Genomic DNA, 22,905 nt, shown 5'->3' with positions numbered 1-22,905 from the left:
TACTTTCAAACTATCGGATCGGTGTGGTGCCGTCCAGTGCCCGTCGGCGCCTCAGCTCACGGACACGGAGATCCGGTGCCAGCCGGTGGCACCGTCGGGGGCGACCGGCGCCTCCGCCTCGGTCTGGACCTGTCCGTTCGCGTCCGTGGCGCGGACCTCGAGGGTGTGCTCGCCGCGGGCCAGCGGGAGGGACGCCCGCCACTGCCGCCACGTGTCCGGCCCGACGGTGTCCGCGAGCTCGGCCTGCACCCACGGTCCGGAATCCGCACGGACCTCGACCTTGCCGATCCCGGTGTGCTGCGCCCAGGCGACGCCCGCCACCGTCACCGATCCGGCGGACGCCGACCCCCGCGGGACGTCGATGCGCGACTGCACCTTGACCGGGCCCCGCGCGGACCAGCCGCGCGGCGTCCAATAGCCCTGATCGGCGGCGAAGGTCGTGACCGTGAGCGAGGTCACCCACTTGGTCGCCGAGACGTATCCGTAGAGGCCGGGGACGACCAGCCGCGCGGGGAAGCCGTGGGCCACGGGCAGGGGCTCGCCGTTCATGCCGATCGCGAGCAACGACGTGCGGGCGGGGTCGCGGAGCACCTCGAGCGGCGTGCCCGCGGTGAAGCCGTCATGGCTGCGCGAGAGCACCATGTCGGCACCGGCCCGCGGTTTCGCCCGCTCCAGGAGCGCACCGATCGGGTAGCCGAGCCACAGGGCGTTGCCGATGAGGTCGCCGCCGACCTCGTTGCTGACGCACGCGAGCGTGACGTGGTGCTCCTGCATCGGCAGCGCGAGCAACTCGTCCCAGCTGAGCGTGAAGGGCTCGTCCACCAGGCCGTGGACCTCGAGCGACCAGTGCGCCGGGTCGATCTGCGGCACGCGGAGCGCGGTGTCGATGCGGTAGAAGTCGGCGGCGGGCGTGACGTAGGGCGTGAGGCCGGCGATCCGCAGGTCGGCGCCTGCAGGGACCGACGGTGCCGGGGTGCGCGGCACGGGCAGGCGCAGCGTCTCCCGAGCCGCCTTGACGGCGGTCGCCCCGGCCGACAGGAGGCGGGCGCCCACGAGGGCGAGCACCGTCGTTCCGGCGGCCGCACCCGCCACTACGAGGAATCCGCGCCGGTCCATGGCGCCGGCACCGTCCGCGCCCCGGTCCGGTACGCCGGCGGCGTCCGAACGCCGAGCCGGCTCGGCGGCACCGCCCGAGCTCCACGCGGGGGCCAGCCGCTGCGTCGCGAGGCGCAGCACCAGTACCGCCGCGCCGATGCCGACGAGGCTCGGCACGGCCCACAGCGCCGTCGCGTCCGGGCGCAGAACCGCCGTGACCGCCCCGACGATCCCGACCGCGCCGATCAACACCGCGCCCCACGGCGGGCGCCGGAGTTCCAGCAGGCCCGCGGCCGCCGCTCCCACGGCGAGCACGACGCCCATCGTCCCGAGCAGCACCGCCTTGTCCGCGGTGCCGAACCACTCGACGGCGAAGTCCTTGAGCCATCGCGGCGCCGCGTCGATGACAGCCGCGCCGCCCGCGAACACCGTGCTCGCGCCGGGCGCGATCACCGCGGCCACGAGTTCCGCCACCGCCAGCCCGACGGCGCCCGCCAACACACCCGCGAGCGCGGCCGCCCACGCCGGCGCTCGACGCGCAGCCGGGCTCGCGGCAGGTCTCTCGGTCGTCCGGGTCACGAGTCCAGCGTGGCACTTCGCGACCCCGTCCGGGGCGATCGTCCGGACAGCTCACCGATCCGTAAGAATTCGTGGCAGAGGCCTCCCAGCACCAGTGCGATATGTTCAGCAACATGGGCTGGAACATCGATATGCTGCATATCGCCGCATCGGGGCCCCACGCGAGCGATCTTGTCCGCCTGGGTGAGGAGCGCCGCGTCGATCCTGCCGGGGACTACGACGAGCGGGCGTGGGCACACGTGTCCGCGGCCGGGGTCACCGTCGTATCGCGGAGGTTCTTCGACTCGGATGTGGTCGAGATGTTGGCCGGGACGCGAACGGCCGTCACACATCTCGCCATCGGCAGCACCGGCGGCGTTTACCTGTTGGAGGCCTACCGCGACGGCTCGCGCGTGCGCCGGCTCATCGAGATCGATACCGGCGAAGGCGACGAGGACTTCGGCGAACCGCTCCCCGGAGAGGAGTCGGTCGACGAGGAGTACACGGAGGACAAGTTCTTCGCCCTCTTCAGCGCCATCACCGGCGTCGAGGACCTCGGATTCCTCACGAACGCCGAGTTGACCCTCGTCGAGTCCCCGCAGCTGGTGCTGGACTTCGGATAACCCGAGAACGACGAGGGCCGCCGCAGCCCACCGGCTGCGACGGCCCCGTCGAACTCGAGAGGTGCGTCAGGCGCGCGCGTCGACCACCGTGTAGGTGCCGTCGGCGTACTCGGCGCGGATGAGCTTCTTGTCGAACTTGCCGACCGAGGTCTTCGGGACCTCGGTGACGAAGGCCCAACGCTCCGGGATCTGCCACTTGGGCAGCTTGTCCTCGAGGAAAGCGCGCTGCGCGGCGACGTCGGCGTCGCCCGCGTCCTTGACGACCGCGAGCACGAAGGGACGCTCGTCCCACTTCTCGTCGGGCACGCCGACGACGGCGGCCTCGGCGATCGTCGGGTTGCTCATGACCGTGTTCTCCAGCTCGACGGAGCTGATCCACTCGCCGCCGGTCTTGATCATGTCCTTCGTGCGGTCGCGGATGGTCATGAAACCGTCCGGGCTGATCGACGCGACGTCGCCCGTGCGGAGCCAGCCGTCGTGGAACTTCGACGGGTCGGAGACATTGCCCTCGGGCGCGTAGTACGCACCGGTGATCCACGGTCCGCGAACCTCGAGCTCGCCGGAAGCCTCACCGTCCCAGGGCTGTTCGTTGCCCTCGTCGTCGATGAGCCGGGCCTGCACGGACGCGGGGAAGCGGCCCTGCGTGACGCGGTAGGCGAACTCGTCCTCCTCGGAGACGCCGAAGGGCGGGCGCGAGACCGAGCCGAGCGGCGAGGTCTCCGTCATGCCCCAGGCGTGCACGATCCGGGTCCCGAACTGATCGAACGCACGGATCATGGACGGCGGCACGGCCGCGCCACCGACGACGACCTCGCGCAGGTGCGAGATGTCCTGCGGCTTGGCCGCGAGCTGCGCGGCGACGCCGGCCCAGATGGTGGGCACGGCGGCGGCGAAGGTGGCCTTCGTGGCGTCGAGGATCTGCAGCAGCGGCTCGGGCTGCAGGAAGCGATCGGGCATGATCAGCGTGATGCCGCCCATCATCGCGGCGTAGGGCAGGCCCCAGCTCATGACGTGGAACATCGGCACGATCGCGAGCACGGAGTCGGCGTTGCCGAGCGCCATGCCCGAGCTCGAGTTGACCTGCATCGAATGCAGCCAGATGCTCCGGTGGCTGTAGACGACGCCCTTCGGGTCACCCGTGGTGCCCGAGGTGTAGCACATCACGGCCGCGTCGCGCTCCGAGATCTCGGGCCAGTCGAAGGTGGTGGCCTCACCCGCGATGAGCTCGTCGAAGCCGTGCACGGTGATGCCCGCGGGCGCCTCGAGAGCCTCCTTCGGGCCGTTCGCGACGATGACGTGCTGCACGTTCGGGGTGCCGGCGAGGTACTTGCCGAGCAGTGGCGCGACCGAGGCGTCGACGAGGATGACCTTGTCGTCGGCCTGGTTGATGATGAACACCGCCTGCTCCGGCGAGAGGCGCAGGTTCAGCGTGTGGAGCACGGCGCCCATCGCGGGTACGGCGGCGTAGGCCACCTGGTGCTCGTTGTTGTTCCACATGAACGTGGCGACGCGGTCGCCGCGCTGCACGCCCAGCTTGGTCAGCGCGTGCGCGAGCTGCGCAGCCTTGTCACCGACCTCGGCGAAGGAGATGTCGCGCAGGCCCTCGCCCGTCCAGGTGGTGATCTTGGCCTCGGGGAAGACGCGGCGGCTGTACTCGACGAGACGAGCGATCGTCAGCTCGCCGTCCTGCATCGTCGTCTGAATCACGGTGGTGGAGACTCCTTCTCGGATGGGGAATGCAGCCGGGGGGTGCTACTGACTGGTGATCTGGTTGATCAGGCGCACGACCGACCTCGGTGCGAGTTTACTCGAATTGGACAGCAGTGTGGTCAAGGTTCCGACGGAATAGTGGACCCGCGGCAGGAAGGGCACCCGGATCGACGGGTGCACGGAGTGCCACACCTGCTCGGCCACCTCTTCCGGGGTGATGTTCACGCCGAGGGTCCGCGTGCTCTTGGCGTCGGTCTCGGCGAGCGCCGTCTTCGCCCACAGCGGCCAGATCGCGACGACCCGGATGCCGTGCTTCTCCCACTCCAGCTCCAGCGCCTCAGTGAAGCCGGCGACGTAGAATTTGGCGGCACTGTAGGTCGCGATGCCCGGCTGGCCGTAGATCGCCGAGGCGGAGCTGATGTTCACCAGGTGTGCACCCGGCTGGTCCTTCAGGTAGGGGAGCGCGGCTTTCGCGCCGTAGGTGACGCCGAGCGCGTCGATGTCGATCTGCAGCTTGATCTGTTGCGGCGTGATCTCGTCGAGGTCGCCACTGAACAGGACGCCCGCGTTGTTGTCGAGAACCGTCAGGCCGCCGCCGGTGTGCTGCGTGAAGTCCGCGAGCGCGGCCTCCCACTGGTCGTAGTCGGTGACGTCGAGCGTGCCGGTCACGATCTCCGGATGCGCCGACCTCAGGTCGGCGAGGGCGACCTCGTTGACGTCGTAGACGCCCACCGTCCACCCCTCTGACAGGAAGCGCAGGGCCGTGGCGCGGCCGATGCCCGAGGCACCGCCGGAGATGAAGATGGAAGGCATGACCCCAAACCTACCCGCTGGTCAGGCGGCGGTAAAGACTCTACTGAACATCACTCAATTAGCGGCGTGAGCGGCGACCATGAGCCGGACCCGCTCGACGAGCGCATCGAGCTGAGCCTCGGTCACCGTCGCATGGCCACCGGTGAGGGCGGCGTTGTAGTAGAGACCGTCACCGAGGAGGAGCACCGCGCGGGCGGTCGCCTCGTCCGGAACCTGCTCGCGGAGCGTGCGCAGCCACTGATCCTGCATGCCGCGGGCCGCCTGCTGGGCGCGCGCGTTCGCCCCCTGGCTGAGGCGGAAGACCGCGACGATCGCGCGGTCGAGCGGGGTGTCGGCGAAGACGGACGTGCGCACGTAGTACTCGACCGCGCCCTCCGGGGCCGCGGCCATGAGCTCGACGTCCTCCGCGACGAGCCGGTCGAGCCGGGCCACCAGCCCCTCGACCAGGGCGTCCTTGGATCCGAAGTGGTACAGGAGCCCGCCCTTACTCACGCCGGCGTCGGCGGCGACGGCCTCGAGGGTCGCGGCCCGCTCACCCTGCTCGATCAGGATGCGGACGAAGGACTCCAGCAGCTTGGCGCGCGCGGTCGGTGGGGGTGGCACACATCGATTCTAGGTCCCGCACGATCGACGACGCTCGTTTCTATACCGTCCGGCTGGTACAGTAACGAGGATCGACCCGCCGAATCCCCAGGAAGTGCTCCATGACCGCCGTCGTCTTCCCCGCCACGCCCGCGCCCCCACGCGCCACGGTGCGCGATTGGGGCGCGCTCGCGGTCCTCATGCTGCCGGTGCTGCTGGTCTCCATCGACGGCACCGTGCTCGGCTTCGCGCTACCGTCGATCGCCGCGACGCTCGGCCCCACCGCGGCCCAGCAGTTGTGGATCATCGACGTCTACCCGCTGGTGCTGGCCGGCCTGCTGGTCTCGATGGGCAGCCTCGGTGACCGGTTCGGACGCCGGCGGCTGCTGCTCCTCGGCGCGACCGGGTTCGCCGCGATGTCGGTGGTGGCCGCCTACTCCCCCACCGCGGTCGCACTCATCGCCGCCCGCGCCGGCCTCGGCTTCTTCGGCGCCATGCTCATGCCGTCGACGCTCTCGTTGCTGCGCAACATCTTCGCCGATCCGCAGCAGCGGCGGCTGGCCATCGCGGTGTGGGCGTCCTTCTTCGCCGCCGGCGCGGCGCTGGGCCCGATCGTGGGCGGCTTCCTCCTCGAGCACTTCTGGTGGGGCTCGGTGTTCCTCATGGCCGTGCCGGTGCTGATCCCGCTGCTCGTGCTGGCCCCGATCTTCGTGCCCGAGTCGCGCGACCCGAACCCGGGCCGCATCGACCCGGTGTCGATCGCACTGTCGCTGCTCGCGCTCACCCCGATCGTGTACGCCGTCAAGAGCCTCGCCAAGGGTGGCGACGTGCTGTCGGTCGTCCTGCCGCTCGCCGTGGGCGTGGTCGCGACCGCGCTGTTCATCCGCCGCCAGCTCCACCGTCCGGACCCCATGCTCGACGTCCGGCTGTTCACGAACCGCCGCTTCTCCGGCGCCGTCGCCGTGAATCTGCTCAGCGTGTTCTCGCTGGTCGGCTTCATGTTCTTCGTCAGCCAGCACCTGCAGCTGGTGGTCGGGATGAGCCCGATGGACGCCGGCTGGGCACTGGTCCCGGGCCTGATCACCATGATGGTCGCCGGGCTGTACGTGGTGCGCGCCGTGCGATGGATCGCGCCGTCGACCGTGGTGGTCTGGGGCATGCTCGCCTCCGCCGCGGCGTACGCCGTGGTCGCCGCGTTCGCCTCGCCCGAGTCGACGCTCGCCGTGCTCATCGCGTTCGCGATGCTCGGCGTGGGAATCGGTGCCGCGGAGACGCTCTCGAACGACATGATCGTCTCGTCGGTCCCCGCGGAGAAGGCCGGCGCGGCGTCGGCGGTGTCCGAGACGGCGTACGAGCTGGGCTCCGTACTGGGCACCGCGGTGCTCGGCTCGATCCTCGCCGGTGCGTACGCCGCCAATCTCGTGCTCCCCGCGGGGGTGACCGGCGCGCAGGCGGACACCGCCGCCGAAACACTGGCCGGAGCGCACCACACGGCCGCGCAGCTGCCCGCGGATACCGCTGCGGCGCTGATCGACTCGGCCGGTCATGCGTTCGACGCCGGCGTCACGGTGACGTCCGCGATCGGCGTGGGGCTCATGCTGGTCGCGGCCTGGATCGCGCACCGCACACTGCGCGAGCCCTCCTCGTCGGCCGAGCGCACCGCGGCGCAGTAGTCGCGCAGCCGCGACGCCGCGACGCTCGCGACCTCCGCGTGGGCCGCGAGCGTCGCGCCCGCCCGCGCGGCGAAGTCCGCGACGCCCGGCGGCCCGGCCCGCGCGGTCCACGCGCGGGCCGCCGCGCGGAGCCGATCCGCCTCCTCCTCCCAGCGCGCCGCGGCCCGGCGCAGCGCCTCCAGATCCACTGCGTCTGGATCGATGTCACCGGGCACGATCGCTCCCTCCTGTCAACACCGCCGCGAACGCGTCGAGCGATCGTGATCCCTCCGCGAAGTAGCCGGAGTGCGCCGCCAGGCCGAACCCCCGCGCACCGTCGACCGGTAGCGGCGTGGCGCCGAAGGACGGCGCCGACGGGTCCGCTCCCAGCCCCACCTCGACCCCCAGCAGCCTGCGCACGGACCCCAATACGCCGTCGGTGCGACCGATGAGCGGCACGGGATCGTCCGGGTGCCGTGCCACGAACACCGGCACACCCAGTTCCGCCGTGGATCCCACCGACCCGACGCCCGGCGAGCCCACCAGCACCATCGCGTCGACGGTGCCCGCGAGCGCCCCGTCCGCCCCGGCGAGCGCAGTCGTCGTGGAACCGTAGCTGTGGCCGAACACCACGACCCGCGCGTCCGCGACCGCGCGCAGCGCCGCGATGTCCCGCAGGTCGTCCTGCAGCCGGAACGCGCCCTGCCTGGCAGCGGCCCGGTTGCGCACCTCGAACGGGCTCGCCCTGCCCGACGGTGCGTCGTACCCGATCCAGGCCACCGTCGCCGTCGACCGGGCCGGGTCCGCACGGGCCGCCGCGTCGTACAGATGCACCGCGTTCGCGCTCACGTCCCCGATCGACGCCGCGGTGGTGCCCATCCCCGGCACCACGACCCCCACGTTCTGCGCGGTGTCGAGGTCGCCGATGGCGACGACCGCGATGCCGTCCCCGCCGAACGCCGTGGGGTCGTAGTCGAAGAGCTGCACGGTCCGCCCCGTCCGGTCCAGCTCCGCGAGCCGCGCGGACAGCCGCTCGAGCATCTCGAGCTCGGCCCGTTCGGCGCGGCTCCGCCGCTTCCCGCGAAGGGCCCGCAGGTCGGCTGCGAGCCGCGCCCGGTTCTCCTCGTCGCGCCGCGCGGCGGACCTCGGGCGGCCCGGTCGCGGAACGGGCAACGACGGTGCGCCGAGAGCCACCTGGTCGATCTCCGCCCGGCCCGGCCCCCACCGCTCACCACCCTCCGACTCCGGTGACCGGGCCGCGTCCGCACCGTCGAGCGCCGGCGCCGCGGGCAGATCGATCGCGGCGAGGCGCTCCGCGAGTCCTCCTCCGCCCGCATGGATCTCGCGCTCGGCGAGCTCGATCGCCACCGCCAACTCGCGAAGCGCCCCGCCCTCGCGCGCCGCCCACCCCGCGTACGCATCGGCGGCCGTCCCCCGCCACGCCGTCTCCCCGATGACCACCATGGCGTCACGCTAGGCGCACCGTCGGACCCGGTGGCCGCGCGAAGGCGCCCGAACCGGCCCGTCATCCACAGGACCGCGGTCCTCCACACGGGCGGGTACGACGGCGGCCGGCGACGCCGGGCAGAACGGGTGCGGGAAGGCATCCGCACCCGATTCGCCCGCAGCGCCCGCGCGAGGAGGGCAATACGCCGGGTGCATACCCATCCCCCGAAACATCGCTCCTACCTGGGGATACAACAGGTATGCGCGCGGCGCATCACCTCGCGGAGCAACACCGCCCACTCCGAACAGCAGCACCGTCGAAGCACTACTCTGGACGCATGCGAATCGGTGCCCATGTCCGCAGTGACACCCACCCCGTCGAGACGGCCGAGAAGCTCGGCGTGGACGTGATCCAGATGTTCGTGCAGGATCCGCAGTCCTTCGACAAACCGCAACCGCACCCGCAGACGGAGGCGCTGAAGGCGTCGCCGCTGGAGATCGTGGTGCACTCCGCGTACCGGATCAACGTCGCCAGCCTCAACAACCGGCTGCGCATGCCCAGCCGCAATGCCGTCGCCCTGCAGGCGCAGGCGGCCGCGGACCTCGGCGCGTTCGGGCTCGTCGTGCACGGCGGTCACCTCCGCGAGGGCGAGGCGCTCGAGGAGGGGATCGCGAACTGGCGCAAGCTGTTCACGCGCCAGGCGGAGAAGGGCGGCTTCGGCGTACCCATCCTCATCGAGAACACCGCCGGCGGCGAGGGCGCGATCGCCCGCCAGCTCGAGGCCATCGACCGGCTGTGGGACGCCGTCGGCGACCAGGGCGCGGGGTTCTGCCTCGACACCTGCCACGCGTGGGCCGGCGGCGAGGACCTGCTGGGCATCGTCGAACGGGTCATGGCGATCACGGGGCGCATCGACCTGGTGCACCTCAACAACTCCCGCGACGAGTTCGACTCCGCGCGGGACCGCCACGCCAACCTGCAGGACGGCACCATCGACCCCGACCTGCTCGCCGATGTGGCCCGCGCCGCCGGCGCCCCGATCATCCTCGAGACCCCCGCCGACGGTCTCGCCGACGACGTCGCCTACCTCAAGGAGGCGCTCGCGTGAACTCCACCGACTGGGATGATCGCTACCGCTCCAGCGAACTGGTCTGGGGCGCCCCGCCGGACCCGTGGATCGTCGAGCAGGTCACGATCCTGCCGCCCGGCCGCGCCCTCGACGTGGGCACCGGCGAGGGGCGACACGCGCTGTGGCTCGCGACCCGCGCCTGGGACGTGACGGCGATCGACTACTCGCGCGTCGGCCTCGACAAGGCGGCCACCGTGGCGGCCCGGTCGCCGCGCACCGTCCGCGCCCGGCTGCACTGGACCCCGCTCGACATCACGGCCGAGGAGATCCCGGACCGGCCCTACGACCTCGTGGTGTGGGCGTACGTGCATCCCGACCCCGAGCACCGGGCGGCGGCGATCGCCCGCGCCGCGGCGGCCCTCGCGCCCGGCGGACTGCTCCTGCTGCTCGCGCACGAGAAGGCGGATTCGCACCCCGGCCTGCCCGTCTTCGGCGCCGCAGAGGTCTCCGAGGCACTACCCGAGGACATGGTGGTGGAGCACGTGGAATGGCGGGAGAGTGATCCGTACCACGGCACCGGCACTGACCTGGCCGTTCGCGCGCGCCGACGACGGGCCGACGCGATCGAGCCCGCGTAGTGCTTGCACTTGTTCGCACGCGGCGCGCGCGTTATTCTATAGATATTACCGAGCGGTAACTTACCGGCAGGTAACAGTCCGACAGCCTGATCTGAGAAGGTGGAACAGCCCCATGGGCCATTACAAGAGCAACGTCCGCGACATCGAGTTCAACCTCTTCGAGGATCTCGGCGTCGGCGAGGTGCTGGCTTCCGGTGCGTACGGCGACCTCGACGAGGACACCGCCAAGGAGATGCTGCGCGAGGCGGCCCGTCAGGCCGAGGGCCCCATCGCCGAGTCCTTCGCCGAGGCCGACCGCAACCCGCCGGTCTTCGACCCGGCCACCCACGAGGTGAAGATCAACGAGGCCTTCAAGAAGTCGCAGGCGCAGTTCGCCGACGGTGGCTGGGCGTACCTCGGCCTCGACGACGAGCTGGGTGGCACCGACGTGCCCCGCTCGCTGTACTGGGGCATCGGCGAGATGTTCCTCGGCGCCAACCCGCCCGTCTTCATGTTCGCCGCCGGCCCCGGCTTCGCGCAGATCCTGCACGACGAGGGCACCGACGAGCAGAAGAAGTGGGCGAAGATCGCCGCCGAGCGCAACTGGAACGCCACCATGGTGCTCACCGAGCCGGACGCCGGCTCGGACGTGGGCGCCGGCCGCACCAAGGCCATCAAGCAGGAGGACGGCTCCTGGCACATCGAGGGCGTGAAGCGCTTCATCACCTCGGCGGTCATGGACGGCATGTTCGAGTCCACCTTCCACCTGGTGCTCGCCCGCCCCGAGGGCGGCGCGCCGGGCACCAAGGGCCTGGGCCTGTACTTCGTGCCGAAGCACCACTTCGACGAGCAGGGCAACCTCGGCGAGGAGAACGGCGTCTACGTCACCGGCGTCGAGCACAAGATGGGTATCAAGACCTCCACCACCTGCGAGGTCACCTTCGGTGGCCACGGCAAGCCCGCCAAGGGCTGGCTCGTGGGCGAGGAGATCAAGGGCATCGCGCAGATGTTCAAGGTCATCGAACACGCCCGCATGATGGTCGGCACCAAGGCCATCGGAACCCTCTCGACCGGCTACCTCAACGCGCTCGACTACGCCAAGCAGCGCGTCCAGGGCGCCGACCTGACCCAGATGGCCGACAAGACCGCGCCGCGCGTGACCATCACGCACCACCCGGACGTGCGCCGCTCGCTGCTCACGCAGAAGGCCTACGCCGAGGGCCTGCGCGCCGTGTACCTGTACACCGCCGCGCACCAGGACGTCCGCACCGCGACCCCCGTGTCGGGCGCCGACGAGGAGATGGCGTTCAAGGTCAACGACCTGCTGCTCCCGATCGTCAAGGGCGTCGGCTCCGAGCGTGCCTTCACGCTGCTCGGCACCGAGTCGCTGCAGACCTTCGGCGGCTCCGGCTTCCTGCAGGACTACCCGATCGAGCAGTACGTCCGCGACTCGAAGATCGACTCGCTCTACGAGGGCACCACCGCCATCCAGGCGCAGGACTTCTTCTTCCGCAAGATCCTCCGTGACCGCGGCGCCGCGCTCGGCCACCTCGCCGGCCAGATCACCGCGTTCATCGAGGCCAACGCCGGTGGCGCCTTCGCCGCCGATGTCGCCCTGCTCAAGACCGCCGCCGAGGACGTGCAGGCCATGGCCGCCACGCTCACCGGTTTCGCGCTCGCCTCGCAGCAGGAGCCCTCGGAGCTGTACAAGGTGGGCCTCGGCTCCGTGCGCTTCCTGATGGCCTTCGGCGACCTGATGATCGGCTGGCGCCTGCTGCACCAGGCCGTCATCGCGCAGGCCGCGATCGACGGCGGCGCCTCCGGTGCCGACAAGTCCTTCTACGAGGGCAAGGTCGGCGTCGCGAAGTTCTTCGCCGCCAACATGCTGCCGCTGCTGACCTCCGTCAAGGACGTCGTCGCGGCCGTCGACAACCAGGCGATGGACCTCGACGAGGCCGCGTTCTGATCGTCGCTCCGTAACACCGAGCACCTCGAGGGCGCTCCGACCACCGGTCGGGGCGCCCTCTCCCGTTCCCGGGTCCAACGGTGCGCCGCCCGCGCCCCGGCGCGCACCGTCGTCAGGTGCGGCACCGTCGGACCCGGCCCGTAGGATCACTACCGACCTGCGCCGACGACCTCCGGAGTGCCCCGCATGGACGATGAACAGCCGATCGACGTACAGCTGACGGCGCAGGACCTCGGTGTCGACGGGGAGCACGGGCCACTGTTCCGCGGCATCGACCTGGAGTTCGACCGCGGCCTGCACGCCGTGCAGATGCCGGCCGGGCCGGACCAGAACGCACTGCTCCTGACGCTGGCCGGGCGCCTCAAGCCCACGCACGGCACCGTCGACGCCCTGGGCGCGAGGAGCCCCGGCGCGATCCGCAAGAAGTGCGCCGTCGCGGCGTTCGAGGGCATCGACGACCTGGACGAGTCGGTCACCGTCGAGACCGTGCTGGCCGAACAGCGGCGCTGGCTCGCGCCCTGGTACTCGATGGTGCCGCTGAGCGCCGGGCGGCTGGAGATGGACCGCGTGTTCGGCGACCTCGACCGTCCCGGGCCGCGGACCCGCATCGTCGAGCTGACGGACCTGCAGCTGTTCCTGCTGCGGATCACCCTGGCCCTGCTCAGCAATCACCCGATCCTCATCGTCGGCGACCTCGAGCAGGTCCGCGACAACCCCGGTCGCGCCGACGCCGTGCAGCGGCTGGGGGCGATCGCCGAGCAGTACACCGTGATCGTCGGGGTGACCAACCCCCTCGGCGGCATCGCGCCCCAGCACACCCTGCACGACCGACGCGCCCTGACCCGGAAGGACTGATTCTCTTGTCCGAGAAGAAGAGCCGCCTCATTCCCATCGTCGCCGGACTGGCCTTCGGTTCCGAGATCAAGCGCTTCGGCCGCAGCCGGCTGACGCGCGCGGCGATCGTCGTGATCATGCTGCTGCCGCTCGTCTACGGCGCGCTGTACCTGTGGGCGTTCTGGGACCCCTTCGGCCACGTCAACAAGATGCCGGTCGCGCTCGTCAACGCCGACAAGGGCACCGAGGTCAAGGGCCAGAAGATCAACGCGGGCGCCGAGGTGGAGAAGTCGCTCGCGGACGACAAGAGCCTCGACTGGCACATCGTCTCCCCGGCGGAGGCCGCGAAGGGCGTCAAGGACGGCACCTACTACTTCATGCTCGAGCTACCGGAGAACTTCTCCTCCGCCATCGCCTCGCCCATGTCCGGCAAGCCGGAGAAAGCACAGCTGCGCGCGGTCTACAACGACGCCAACAACTACGTCAGCTCGACCATCGGCCAGTCGGCGATGGCGCAGGTCCTCAACGCGGTGTCCACGCGGATCTCCGGGCAGGCCGTCAATCAGGTCCTGTCGATGGTCATCTCCGCTGGCGCGGGCATCGAACAGGCCGCCGACGGTGCCGGCAAACTCGCGGACGGTCTCGACACCGCCGACGACGGTGTCAAACAGCTCGCCACGGGCCTGACCACTGCGAAGACCGGCTCGGCGCAGCTGCGGACCGGCTCGCAGCAGCTCTCCGACGGCATCAACCAGGCCACCGACCCGATCCTCGCCCTCACGAGGGCGTTGTCCGGGTTGGGCGGGAACACCGCGCAGCTCCAGCAGAGCGCCACCGCCCTCGCCGACGCCGCCGACAAGGCCGGGGTGTTCATCAAGACGCAGGACACGATGCTGGCCGGCATCGACGCCGCCATCAAGCAGCTCACCGCGAGCCCCGATCCGGCTGCCCGACAGGCCGCGGAGGGCCTGCGGGCGGTGCGGGCCCAACTCGCGCAGGCCTCGGTGCCCGCCACCGCGAAGCAGCAGGTCGTCGCCGCATCGTCCGCCGCCGCCACCCTCACCGAGCAGCTCCGCACCCCCGGCAGTCCCCTGGCGACGATGCTCGGGCAGGTGGGCGCCACCGGCACCGACCTCACCGCGAAGATCACGCAGCTGCGCTCCGGCGCGGCGCAGCTCGCCGCCGGGAACGCCACGCTCGACGACGGCATCACCCAGCTGTCCGACGGTGCCGCCAAGCTCTCGGACGGGACGGGGCAGTTGCGCACCGGCAGCCGCGAGCTGGCGACCAAGCTGCACGAGGGCGCCGGCTCCGTCCCGAAGTGGACGGACCAGCAGGCCTCCCAGGTCGCCGAGACGATCGGCGGGCCGGTCCAGCTGGACGCGTCGCACGAGAACCGCGCGCCGAACTTCGGCTCGGGCATGGCGCCCTTCTTCCTCACGTTGGCGCTGTTCTTCGGCGCACTGGTCCTGTGGATGGTGTTCCGTCCCTTGCAGAACCGCGCGATCGCCGCAGAGGTGCTGGCGATCCGTGTGGTGATGGCCAGTTACCTCCCGGCCGCCGCGATCGGCCTGTGCCAGGCGGTGATCCTGTACTGCGTGGTGCGGTTCGCGCTGGGTCTGGAAGTCGCGCATCCGATCGCGATGGTGTTCTTCATGATGGGCGTCTCGCTCGCCTTCATCGCGTTCACCCAGGCGGTGAACGCACTGGTCGGGCCGGCGGTCGGACGCGTTCTCATCATGGCGCTGCTCATGCTGCAGTTGGTGAGCTCCGGCGGCATGTATCCGGTGGAGACCACCGCCAGACCCTTCCAGGTGCTACACAAGTACGACCCGATGACCTACGGCGTCAACGGCCTTCGGCAACTCGTGCTCGGCGGCATCGACCACCGGCTCTGGGTCGCCATCGGGGTGATGCTGTTCATCTGGGTCGCGTCGATCACCGTCTCGTGTCTGTCCGCGCGGCGCAACCGACTGTGGAACCTCGACCGGCTCATGCCCGCGATCAAGATCTGAACCGCTTATCGACACCGCTCCCCGCTCCCAGCAATTCCCCGCCCTCACCGGTTTGCGGGCGGTCGCGGCGTTCGCCGTGTGCGTCACCCACGCCGCGTTCTGGGCGGGCGACTACACCCCCGACCTCTGGGGAGCCGCCTATTCCCGGCTGCAGGCCGCGGTGCCGGTGTTCTTCGCCCTGTCCGGGTTCCTGCTGGTGCGGCCGTGGGTCGCGGCGGCACGGTCGACGGTGCGCGGCGGTGCTGCCGGGCGCGACGGTGCTGTCGGGCGCGACGGTGTTTCCGGGCGACGGGGTGGCGGGCGCGACGGGGCGGGCACTGCTGGGCCCGACCTGCGGCGGTACGCGGTCCATCGCGCGTGGCGGATCCTGCCCGCCTACTGGACCGTGGTCACCGTCGTCTACGTGATCTACCTGTGGCGGCCCGACGGTTCCACCCACGGCCAGGGCTGGGTCGGGTATGTGCGGCACATGACCTTCACCCAGATCTACGGGGTCGGGTACGTGCACACGGGGCTCTCGCAGATGTGGAGCATGTGCGTCGAGTTCGCGTTCTACCTGGTGCTGCCGCTGCTGGGGGCGGCGATCGTCCGCTGCGGGCCGCGGGCGTGGATCGTGCCCGCGGCGATGGTGGCGCTGTCCGTCGGGTGGCTGGTGCTGGTCATCGAGACGAACGTGTTCGGCAAGACCACCCGCACCTGGCCGCCCGCGTACGCCGCAGCCTTCGCCGCCGGGATCATCGTCGCGCTGGTGATCGACCGGGTGCGGGCGGCGTCGTGGGAGCGGTGGGCGCGATGGGGTCTGCTGCTGGCTGCGGCGGCGGCCTTCGCGGTGCTGCTCACCCCGGCCGCCGGCCCGCTCGACCTGAGGTTGCCCACGACCGCGCAGGGCGTGACGAAGTACCTGCTCGAGGCGCTGATCGGCGGACTGCTGGTGGCGGCCTTCGCCGTCGGCCGGCCGGGTGTGCTCGGCTCGCGGCCGATGGTGTGGCTGGGATCGATCAGCTACGAGTACTTCCTGATCCACGTGATCGCGATGGACGTCGTCGTAATCAACGTGCTGCACTACTCGCTGTTCCAGGGCTCGACGTGGACGATCGTCGCGGTGACCTCTCTGGTGACCGTGCCGCTGGCCTGGGTGCTCAGCCGCGCGGTGGAAAGACTGCGGGCCCGGGCGTCCGCGCGGTAGGTCTTCGGAAGACAGGCAACCGGTCCGACAAGGTATGCGCGCGACGCATACCCCGCATTTTCTCAGGTCAGAGCCCATTTATCCTGAAGAGGGGTATGCGTCTCCTGCATACCCTCGCGTGGCGCACGCGGCGCGCCGCAGCCCTTTCTCGGGATGGACCGCGGTAGGGCCGCTCAGAATGTCGGGTCCTGCGCGATCACGGGGCGCGTGGCCGACGCCTCTCCCTCACCGGAGCCCGACATCCTGAGCCGCCACGACACGGGAACGAATCGGCGGGCGGCCGAGGTGGAGGGACGGCGACGAACAGGCGCCACGCGATGGCCATGGGGTATGCACCGAATGCATACCCCACACTGAACAATACGGCCCTGACCTGCGAATTCACCCCTATACGCCGCGCGTATACCCCTTCGGGAAAACACTCATCACTCCGCAGGCGACGGAATCCACCGCACCAATCATCGGCGAAGCGCGCTCGTCGTCGCATCGATCAGCTCGCGGCGGCGGGCGGACGGCGCGTCCCAGAGCTTCCCGGTCAACGATTCGAGCGCCGCGACCTTGGGCTCCAGCTCCCCCAACACCGCCGCGCGCTCCTCTCCGGACAGCTGCGCCGCGGCGATGATCTCGTCGTCGAGGCCGAAGACGGCGTCGTCGAGCGCGGCGAGGTCGGACTCGGGCCCGTGTACGGCCGAGTCCGCGGGCGGCGGGACCGCGGGGGCGACGGCGCCGCGATGCACGTCGGCGATCGCGTAGCGGACCCGCTGGTGCAGAAGCGCCTCCGGCGCAGTCGAATCGACCCATTCGGCCGGCGCGCGACCGGGTCGGCCGGGAACGAGATCGGAGGACCGGGCGAAGGTCCGGATGCGCTTGTTGGAGTCGCGGACGAACCAGAGGACTCCGACCAGCGTGAGCACCGCGACCACCGCGATCACGAGGACTATCACGACACCGACGCTCATGCCGTCCTCCGGGAGATCTGCGTACGCCGCTGCTCGATGATGAGACAACGATCCTCGACGTACAGCAGCCCGGCGGATTCCGCGATCTCGCGGGCCTCCGCCGAGCGGATCCGCAACTGCAACCACAGCGCGGTCGCACCCGCGGCCACGGCCTGCCGGGCGATGTCCGGTGTGAACTCCGAGGGCCGGAACACATCGACCAGCCCGACCTGTTCAGGGACGTCCGCCAGTGTGCGGTACACCTTTTCGCCCAGGATCTCGTCGGGGTGCGGGTTCACCGGGATGATGCGCCAGCCTCGGTGCTGCATGTAGGCGGGCACGTCGTGCGCCGCCTTCGCCGGATCCGCGCTGGCCCCGACCACCGTGATGGTGTCGTAGTCGCGAAGGATCTTCTCGACCACGTCGTCCGTCGTGCTCATACCCACCACTGTAGGCGGCCGGGGCCCGCTACATCAGCCCTCGATGATGGCGGTGATGCCCTGGCCGCCGGCGGCGCAGATGGAGATCAGCGCACGACCGCCGCCGTTCTCCTTGATCTGCTTCGCAGCGGAGGCCACGATGCGGCCGCCGGTCGCGGCGAACGGGTGGCCGGCCGCCAGCGACGAGCCGTTCACGTTGAGCTTGGACCGGTCGATCGAGCCGAGCGGCTTGTCGAGACCCAGGCGGTCCTTGCAGTACTCGGGCGACTCCCAGGCCTGCAGCGTCGCGAGCACCACGGAGGCGAAGGCCTCGTGGATCTCGTAGAAGTCGAAGTCCTGCAGCGTGAGGCCGTTGCGCGCCAACAGCTTCGGCACCGCGTAGGTCGGCGCCATGAGCAGGCCGTCCTTGCCACCGACGTAGTCCACGGCGGAGTACTCGACGTCCTTGAGGTACGCGAGCACCGGAAGACCGCGCTCGGCGGCCCACTCGTCGGAGGACAGCAGCACCGTCGACGCGCCGTCCGTGAGGGGCGTCGAGTTGCCGGCCGTCATGGTCGCGTCGCCCAGCGAGACGCCGAAGACGGGCTTGAGCGTCGAGAGCTTCTCGACGGTGCTGCCGGGGCGCAGGTTGTCGTCGCGGGTGAGGCCGAGGTACGGGGTGATCAGGTCCTCGAAGAAGCCGCGGTCGTACGCGGCGGCCATGTTCGTGTGGCTGAGGTAGGCCAGCTCGTCCTGCTCGGCGCGCGAGACGCCGAACTCCTTGGACGTGATGGCGGCGTGCTCGCCCATCGACATGCCGGTGCGCGGCTCGCCGTTGCGCGGAATGTCGATGCCCAGGTTGGCCGGGAGCTTGCCGACCAGCTTGAGGCGGTCGACGGTGCTCGACGCTCGGTTGAGCTCGAGCATCACCTTGCGCATGCCCTCGGAGACGCCGATCGGCGCGTCGGAGGTGGTGTCGACGCCGCCGCCGATGGCCGCGTCGTAGCGGCCGAGCTGGATGCCCTGGGCCGCGGCGTTGATCGCCTGCAGGCCGGTGGCGCAGGCCTGCTGCACGTCGAAGGCGGGGGTGTACGGCGAGAGCGGGCTGCCGAGCACCGACTCGCGGATCAGGTTGAAGTCGCGGCTGTGCTTGAGCACGGCGCCGCCGACGACCGCGCCCAGCTGCTCGCCCTGCAGGTTGAACCGGCTCACGAGACCATTGAGCGCGGCGGTGAACATGTCCTGGTTGCTGGCCTTCGCGTACGCGCGGTCCGAGCGGGCGAAGGGGATCCGGTTTCCGCCGAGGATGGCGACCGGGCGGGTTTCGATGTTTGCCACGGGTTTCTCCCTGTGATCGAGGGTTGCTACTACCGAGTATTCTTACTCTGGAGTAAGTTGCTTGTCGATAGCCTATCGGAACCCCACACGGATGAGGTACCTCACATGCCTGATGCACCCAGCACGGACTTCTACGCGGCCTTCGTGAAGTCGGGCCCCGGCTCCTTCCTGGCCAGCCGCCTCGGCCTGCCGCAGCCGCCGGTCCTGCGTCGCTACCAGGCCGGCAAGCCCGCGCTCGCCGGCCCCGTCCTCCTCGGCGGCAAGGGCCGCCTCGTCGAGCCCGTCCGCGAGCTGCTCGCGGACTACGACCTCGTCGTCAACAACGGCGGCGCCCGCGGCGCCGAGAAGCTGGGCGGCGCGGTCTTCGACGCCACCGGCATCACCTCGATCGACGAGCTGGTCGGCCTGTACGAGTTCTTCGCCCCGCAGATGCGCTCGCTGGGCAACAGCGCCCGCCTCGTGGTGCTCGGCACCACGCCGGAGCTGGTCGAGGATCTGGACGAGCACATCGTCCAGCGCGCCCTCGAGGGCTTCACCCGCTCGGTCGCCAAGGAGCTGCGCGACGGTGCCACCGCCCAGCTCGTGTACGTCCACCCGGACGCCGCGACCGGCGCCTCGGGTCTGGCCTCGACGCTGCGCTTCCTCCTGTCCGGCAAGTCGGCCTACGTCGACGCGCAGGTCATCCGCGTCACCGACAAGGACGCGACCGCCCCCGCAGACTGGGACAAGCCGCTCGCCGGCAAGGTCGCCCTGGTCACCGGCGCCGCCCGCGGCATCGGCGCGACCATCGCCGAGGTTCTCTCGCGCGACGGTGCGCACGTCATCGCCGCCGACATCCCCGCCGCCGGTGAGGCGCTGTGCGCGGTCGCGAACAAGGTCGGCGGCACCGCGCTGCCGCTCGACGTGACCGCCGAGGACGCGGGTAAGAAGATCGCCGAGCTGGTGAAGTCGCGCCACAACGGCCTCGACATCATCGTCAACAATGCCGGCATCACCCGCGACAAGCTGCTCGCCAACATGGACGAGGGCCGCTGGAACTCGGTCATGGCCGTCAACCTCAAGGCCCCGAAGCAGCTGGTCGACGCCCTGCTCGCCGAGGACGCACTGAACGAGGGCGGCGCGGTCGTCGACGTCTCCTCGATCGCCGGGATCGCCGGTAACCGTGGCCAGACCAATTACGGCGCGACCAAGGCCGGCGTCATCGGCCTCGTCGACGCCTACACCCCGGTGCTCGCGAAGAAGAACATCACCATCAACGCGGTGGCCCCCGGCTTCATCGAGACCGCGATGACCGCGGCGATCCCACTGGCCACGCGCCAGGCCGGCCGTCTGATGAACTCGCTGCAGCAGGGCGGCCAGACCGTTGACGTCGCGGAGACCATCTCCTACTTCGCGGCGCCGTCCTCGGCCGCCGTGACCGGCAACGTCGTGCGCGTCTGCGGTCAGAGCCTGCTGGGAGCCTGACATGGCCAAGAACGTGACCGTGCTGCAGGCGCCGCCGTCGAGCCTGTCCGTGCTCACCCGCGGGCTGCGCGGCATCCTGCCGGTCGTCGGCAAGCAGGGCCCCCTCAAGCCCGAGACCGCCCTGCCGGACCGGACCGTCGAGCTCACCGTCGACGTCGATCCCGCGCGGGTCGGCGAGTACTGCGAGGTCGTGGGGCTGCGCAACACCGGCGAGGTGCCGGTGATGTACCTCTACGTGCTGTCCTTCCCGCTCATCATGGATCTGTTCCTGGCCGACGACTTCCCCGCCGCCGCAGTGGGTTCCGTGCACGTGGAGAACACGCTGACGCGGCGGCGCCGCGTGGTGCCGGGCGAGTCGCTGACGCTGCGGACGTCGGTGGGCAACCTGCGGGAGCACCGCAAAGGCATGCTCATCGACTTCACGACGGAGTTCACCGATGCGTCCGGCGCATCGGTCGCGTCCGAGGTGTCGACGATGCTCATCCAGCAGCGCACGTCGCTGTCGGGTGGCGACGGTGCGCGCGGCAGCGCACCCAAGGAGGGCCGCCCCGGCGCCCCCGACGCGCTGCTGTCCGTGAACGGCTCGCTGATCCGGCAGTACGCGGGCGTGAGCGGCGACCGGAACCCGATCCACATGTCGCCCCTGGGCGGCAAGGCCTTCGGCTTCCCGTCGTCGATCGCGCACGGCGCCTGGACCGCCGCGGCGATGCTGCGCGTGGTCGAGGGACACATCCCCGACGCGGTGGTGCACCACGTGCGCTTCGGCAAGCCGGTGATCCTGCCGGCGCGGATCGGCCTGTACGTCTCGCGTGACGAGGCCACCGGCGGGACCGAGATCGTGGCGAAGGACCTCAAGAAGGGCTTCCCGCACGTGACGGCCACCGTCACTCCGCTGTAGTCCGCTGTTCGACGGTGCCGAGCGAGCCCGCTCGCTCGCTCCCGGCGCTCACGGTGCCCCGCCCGGCTTCGGCCAGGCGGGGCACTGTGCGTTCCGGGGGGGGCAGGAGGTCCGGGGGGGATCGGCTGGGCCGGCGCGTAGGGGGTGATCAGGCGGGCGCGAAAGAGTCATGTGTCGTTCCGACAACCTATGCGCCCGACGCATGTCCTGAAACACTGCAGGTCAAACATCATTTCGACGATCAGAGTCATGCGCTCAACGCATACCCCGCTCACCCGTCGGCGGCCGCCCCGTCGAGATAGCGCCGCAGTGCATCGCGCCGGACCGCGATGCACTCGACGCACCTGCACATGCGTTCCCACTCGTCCTCAACGGCCCGCTTGGCGTCCGGATCGAGATGAGCTGCAGAGATGCCGCCCGCGTCGGACGCGGCATCGATGATGTCGGCGACCAGCCGCACTGGAACCCCCGCAGACACGAGATCGCGGATGTCCCCGGCTCTTTCGGCGAGCTCGACGGCGTAGTCCCGGTAGCCGTTGGCCGATCGGTCCGGGACGAGGAGGCCCGCCTCCTCGTAGTGCCGGAGACTGCGCTCGGTGATCCCCGTCAGCCTCGCGAACTCACCGATCTTCACTTCCACCCCTTCGGTCTTGACCTTGACGCTAGCCGGAATGTTCAACGATCGCCGCATGACGATCACAGCGATTCACGACCGCATTATCGGCGACGACGACGGCACACCCGTTCTCCTCATCCACGGTTTCACTGTCGACCACCGGATTCTGCTCCCCCTGGACGACGTATTCGCACGTTCGTCGCATTCGTGGCGGAGACACTACATCGACCTGCCCGGCTTCGGCGCCAGCCCCGCCGGACCTGAGGTCGACGGTGCGGACGCCCTCGGTAGGGCCGTCGAGGACTACATCGGCGAGCGTTTCGGCACAGAGCCTTTCGCTGTCGTGGGCAACTCGCTCGGCGGTGCCCTCGCTCGGCGCATCGCGTGCTCGATGCCGGACCGGATCCTCGGGATGTGCCTCATCGTCCCCTCCGTGGTCCCGCTCGCAGAACGCGACCGCCCGGCGCCCAGCCGATTCGACGAGGACACGTCGCTGTTGGAGGAACTGTCCGGCGAGGACCGCGCAGCGTACGCGGAGATGGCCGTCGACCTGACGCGGGACAACTGGGAACGGTATCGCGATGCCGTCCTGCCGGGTCTGCGGACCTACGACCGCACTGTCGCGGCGCGGATCTGGGCCGACTTCTCCTTCGCCGCCGAGCCCGAGACACTTCTCTCGGAACCACTGAGCGCACCGTCTTTGCTCGTCACTGCGCGCCAGGACTCCGTCGTCGGTTTCGTCGACCAGCTCCGCCTACTGGAGCACTACGACCGAATGTCGATGCTCCTCATCGATCGCGCGGGCCATAACGTGCACATCGACCGTCCGGCGCCGGTGCGGGCGGCGGTCGGCGATTGGATCGATCGCATGGCGCCCGAGCGCGGATCCGCTCCGCGCCTATGACACTCCAGCCTCCGGCCCCGTCCAGCCCTCGCAAGCTCTCGATCGACGAGGGTATGCGCGCAACGCATAGCCTGGCTCCGCAAAATGCACTCTGACATGCGATTTCATGGGGCATGCGCGGGGCGCATGACTACTGGGAACGACCACAGGTCCTACGCGGT

20 protein-coding genes are annotated in these 22,905 nt (G+C 70.3%); 11 read left to right on the top strand and 9 right to left on the bottom strand.

Going from position 1 to position 22,905, the window contains the following annotated elements:
* Nucleotides 1-51: 51 nt before the first annotated feature.
* Nucleotides 52-1,674: a molybdopterin-dependent oxidoreductase gene (locus AXK61_RS06670; RefSeq protein ID WP_068744386.1), complete on the bottom strand. Its 1,623-nt coding sequence runs from the start codon at nucleotides 1,672-1,674 to the stop codon at nucleotides 52-54.
* 113 nt (nucleotides 1,675-1,787) lie between these two features.
* Between AXK61_RS06670 and AXK61_RS06665 the strand changes: the two genes are divergently transcribed.
* Nucleotides 1,788-2,276, top strand: coding sequence for a hypothetical protein (locus AXK61_RS06665; protein ID WP_156485587.1), 489 nt, complete (start codon nucleotides 1,788-1,790; stop codon nucleotides 2,274-2,276).
* Nucleotides 2,277-2,342: 66 nt separating this feature from the next.
* Here AXK61_RS06665 and AXK61_RS06660 read toward each other — a convergent pair whose 3' ends face one another.
* From AXK61_RS06660 to AXK61_RS06650, 3 genes are read right to left on the bottom strand one after another with little or no spacing between them, the layout of a single operon-like run.
* Entirely contained in the window at nucleotides 2,343-3,983 is a 1,641-nt protein-coding gene (locus tag AXK61_RS06660) for a long-chain fatty acid--CoA ligase (RefSeq protein WP_068573871.1), read from the bottom strand.
* Nucleotides 3,984-4,028: 45 nt separating this feature from the next.
* Nucleotides 4,029-4,799, bottom strand: coding sequence for an SDR family oxidoreductase (locus AXK61_RS06655; RefSeq protein ID WP_068744382.1), 771 nt, complete (start codon nucleotides 4,797-4,799; stop codon nucleotides 4,029-4,031).
* A gap of 54 nt (nucleotides 4,800-4,853) precedes the next feature.
* On the bottom strand, nucleotides 4,854-5,402 hold the full coding sequence (locus tag AXK61_RS06650; protein ID WP_068573868.1) for a TetR/AcrR family transcriptional regulator: 549 nt from the start codon (nucleotides 5,400-5,402) through the stop codon (nucleotides 4,854-4,856).
* Between the two features lie 101 nt (nucleotides 5,403-5,503).
* Here AXK61_RS06650 and AXK61_RS06645 point away from each other — a divergent pair, with 101 nt between their 5' ends.
* Nucleotides 5,504-7,054, top strand: a complete 1,551-nt coding sequence (locus tag AXK61_RS06645) for an MFS transporter (protein WP_068744380.1) — start codon at nucleotides 5,504-5,506, stop codon at nucleotides 7,052-7,054.
* A gap of 204 nt (nucleotides 7,055-7,258) precedes the next feature.
* Here the strand turns inward: AXK61_RS06645 and AXK61_RS06640 are convergent, their stop codons facing one another.
* On the bottom strand, nucleotides 7,259-8,497 hold the full coding sequence (locus AXK61_RS06640; RefSeq protein ID WP_068744378.1) for an alpha/beta hydrolase: 1,239 nt from the start codon (nucleotides 8,495-8,497) through the stop codon (nucleotides 7,259-7,261).
* 320 nt (nucleotides 8,498-8,817) lie between these two features.
* Between AXK61_RS06640 and AXK61_RS06635 the strand changes: the two genes are divergently transcribed.
* From AXK61_RS06635 to AXK61_RS06610, 6 genes are all read left to right on the top strand, one after another.
* Complete coding sequence (locus tag AXK61_RS06635) at nucleotides 8,818-9,588, top strand: deoxyribonuclease IV (protein WP_068573862.1); 771 nt, start codon at nucleotides 8,818-8,820, stop codon at nucleotides 9,586-9,588.
* Nucleotides 9,585-10,187, top strand: a complete 603-nt coding sequence (locus AXK61_RS06630) for a class I SAM-dependent methyltransferase (protein ID WP_068573860.1) — start codon at nucleotides 9,585-9,587, stop codon at nucleotides 10,185-10,187. Before AXK61_RS06635 ends, AXK61_RS06630 begins: the two co-directional genes overlap by 4 nt.
* A 112-nt stretch (nucleotides 10,188-10,299) precedes the next feature.
* Entirely contained in the window at nucleotides 10,300-12,132 is a 1,833-nt protein-coding gene (locus tag AXK61_RS06625; protein ID WP_068573858.1) for an acyl-CoA dehydrogenase, read from the top strand.
* Nucleotides 12,133-12,318: 186 nt separating this feature from the next.
* Nucleotides 12,319-12,987, top strand: coding sequence for a hypothetical protein (locus tag AXK61_RS06620; protein WP_068744376.1), 669 nt, complete (start codon nucleotides 12,319-12,321; stop codon nucleotides 12,985-12,987).
* A gap of 35 nt (nucleotides 12,988-13,022) precedes the next feature.
* Entirely contained in the window at nucleotides 13,023-14,981 is a 1,959-nt protein-coding gene (locus AXK61_RS06615) for a YhgE/Pip domain-containing protein (RefSeq protein WP_068744511.1), read from the top strand.
* A 52-nt stretch (nucleotides 14,982-15,033) separates the two neighbouring features.
* Nucleotides 15,034-16,167, top strand: coding sequence for an acyltransferase family protein (locus AXK61_RS06610; RefSeq protein ID WP_197466763.1), 1,134 nt, complete (start codon nucleotides 15,034-15,036; stop codon nucleotides 16,165-16,167).
* A 458-nt stretch (nucleotides 16,168-16,625) separates the two neighbouring features.
* Here AXK61_RS06610 and AXK61_RS06605 read toward each other — a convergent pair whose 3' ends face one another.
* From AXK61_RS06605 to AXK61_RS06595, 3 genes are read right to left on the bottom strand one after another with little or no spacing between them, the layout of a single operon-like run.
* A complete protein-coding gene (locus tag AXK61_RS06605; RefSeq protein WP_068744372.1) occupies nucleotides 16,626-17,126 on the bottom strand; it encodes a hypothetical protein in 501 nt (166 codons plus the stop codon).
* Nucleotides 17,123-17,545, bottom strand: a complete 423-nt coding sequence (locus AXK61_RS06600) for a CoA-binding protein (protein ID WP_068744509.1) — start codon at nucleotides 17,543-17,545, stop codon at nucleotides 17,123-17,125. The genes AXK61_RS06605 and AXK61_RS06600 overlap by 4 nt, the downstream gene beginning before the upstream one ends.
* Before the next feature lie 33 nt (nucleotides 17,546-17,578).
* Nucleotides 17,579-18,862 carry an acetyl-CoA C-acetyltransferase gene (locus AXK61_RS06595; RefSeq protein ID WP_068573845.1) on the bottom strand — a complete coding sequence of 428 codons (1,284 nt, stop codon included), beginning with the start codon at nucleotides 18,860-18,862 and terminating at the stop codon, nucleotides 17,579-17,581.
* A 105-nt stretch (nucleotides 18,863-18,967) separates the two neighbouring features.
* Between AXK61_RS06595 and AXK61_RS06590 the strand changes: the two genes are divergently transcribed.
* A complete protein-coding gene (locus AXK61_RS06590) occupies nucleotides 18,968-20,326 on the top strand; it encodes a 3-oxoacyl-ACP reductase (RefSeq protein WP_068573843.1) in 1,359 nt (452 codons plus the stop codon).
* A gap of 1 nt (nucleotide 20,327) precedes the next feature.
* The gene (locus AXK61_RS06585) at nucleotides 20,328-21,224 is read left to right on the top strand and encodes a MaoC/PaaZ C-terminal domain-containing protein (RefSeq protein ID WP_068744370.1); all 897 of its coding nucleotides are present in this window, start codon (nucleotides 20,328-20,330) and stop codon (nucleotides 21,222-21,224) included.
* A gap of 271 nt (nucleotides 21,225-21,495) precedes the next feature.
* Here the strand turns inward: AXK61_RS06585 and AXK61_RS06580 are convergent, their stop codons facing one another.
* Nucleotides 21,496-21,915 (bottom strand): MerR family DNA-binding transcriptional regulator, encoded by a 420-nt coding sequence (locus AXK61_RS06580; protein ID WP_082789250.1) that lies wholly within the window; start codon nucleotides 21,913-21,915, stop codon nucleotides 21,496-21,498.
* Between AXK61_RS06580 and AXK61_RS06575 the strand changes: the two genes are divergently transcribed.
* Nucleotides 21,914-22,744 carry an alpha/beta fold hydrolase gene (locus AXK61_RS06575; RefSeq protein WP_068575255.1) on the top strand — a complete coding sequence of 277 codons (831 nt, stop codon included), beginning with the start codon at nucleotides 21,914-21,916 and terminating at the stop codon, nucleotides 22,742-22,744. The genes AXK61_RS06580 and AXK61_RS06575 overlap by 2 nt on opposite strands.
* Nucleotides 22,745-22,905 lie beyond the last annotated feature (161 nt).

Origin of the sequence: Tsukamurella pseudospumae (assembly GCF_001575205.1) — a bacterium.
Taxonomy (GTDB): Bacteria; Actinomycetota; Actinomycetes; order Mycobacteriales; family Mycobacteriaceae; genus Tsukamurella; species Tsukamurella pseudospumae.
Note: the sequence above shows the minus strand (reverse complement) of the source record. Positions and strands in the feature narration are given on the sequence as shown.

Bases quoted from the DNA above. Each gene is read 5' to 3' on its own strand.
- AXK61_RS06605 (WP_068744372.1), bottom strand. From the start codon at position 17,126: ATGAGCGTCGGTGTCGTGATAGTCCTCGTGATCGCGGTGGTCGCGGTG.
- AXK61_RS06645 (WP_068744380.1), top strand. From the start codon at position 5,504: ATGACCGCCGTCGTCTTCCCCGCCACGCCCGCGCCCCCACGCGCCACG.
- AXK61_RS06655 (WP_068744382.1), bottom strand. From the start codon at position 4,799: ATGCCTTCCATCTTCATCTCCGGCGGTGCCTCGGGCATCGGCCGCGCC.
- AXK61_RS06580 (WP_082789250.1), bottom strand. From the start codon at position 21,915: ATGCGGCGATCGTTGAACATTCCGGCTAGCGTCAAGGTCAAGACCGAA.
- AXK61_RS06640 (WP_068744378.1), bottom strand. From the start codon at position 8,497: ATGGTGGTCATCGGGGAGACGGCGTGGCGGGGGACGGCCGCCGATGCG.
- AXK61_RS06600 (WP_068744509.1), bottom strand. From the start codon at position 17,545: ATGAGCACGACGGACGACGTGGTCGAGAAGATCCTTCGCGACTACGAC.
- AXK61_RS06635 (WP_068573862.1), top strand. From the start codon at position 8,818: ATGCGAATCGGTGCCCATGTCCGCAGTGACACCCACCCCGTCGAGACG.
- AXK61_RS06665 (WP_156485587.1), top strand. From the start codon at position 1,788: ATGGGCTGGAACATCGATATGCTGCATATCGCCGCATCGGGGCCCCAC.
- AXK61_RS06575 (WP_068575255.1), top strand. From the start codon at position 21,914: ATGACGATCACAGCGATTCACGACCGCATTATCGGCGACGACGACGGC.
- AXK61_RS06625 (WP_068573858.1), top strand. From the start codon at position 10,300: ATGGGCCATTACAAGAGCAACGTCCGCGACATCGAGTTCAACCTCTTC.
- AXK61_RS06590 (WP_068573843.1), top strand. From the start codon at position 18,968: ATGCCTGATGCACCCAGCACGGACTTCTACGCGGCCTTCGTGAAGTCG.
- AXK61_RS06620 (WP_068744376.1), top strand. From the start codon at position 12,319: ATGGACGATGAACAGCCGATCGACGTACAGCTGACGGCGCAGGACCTC.
- AXK61_RS06585 (WP_068744370.1), top strand. From the start codon at position 20,328: ATGGCCAAGAACGTGACCGTGCTGCAGGCGCCGCCGTCGAGCCTGTCC.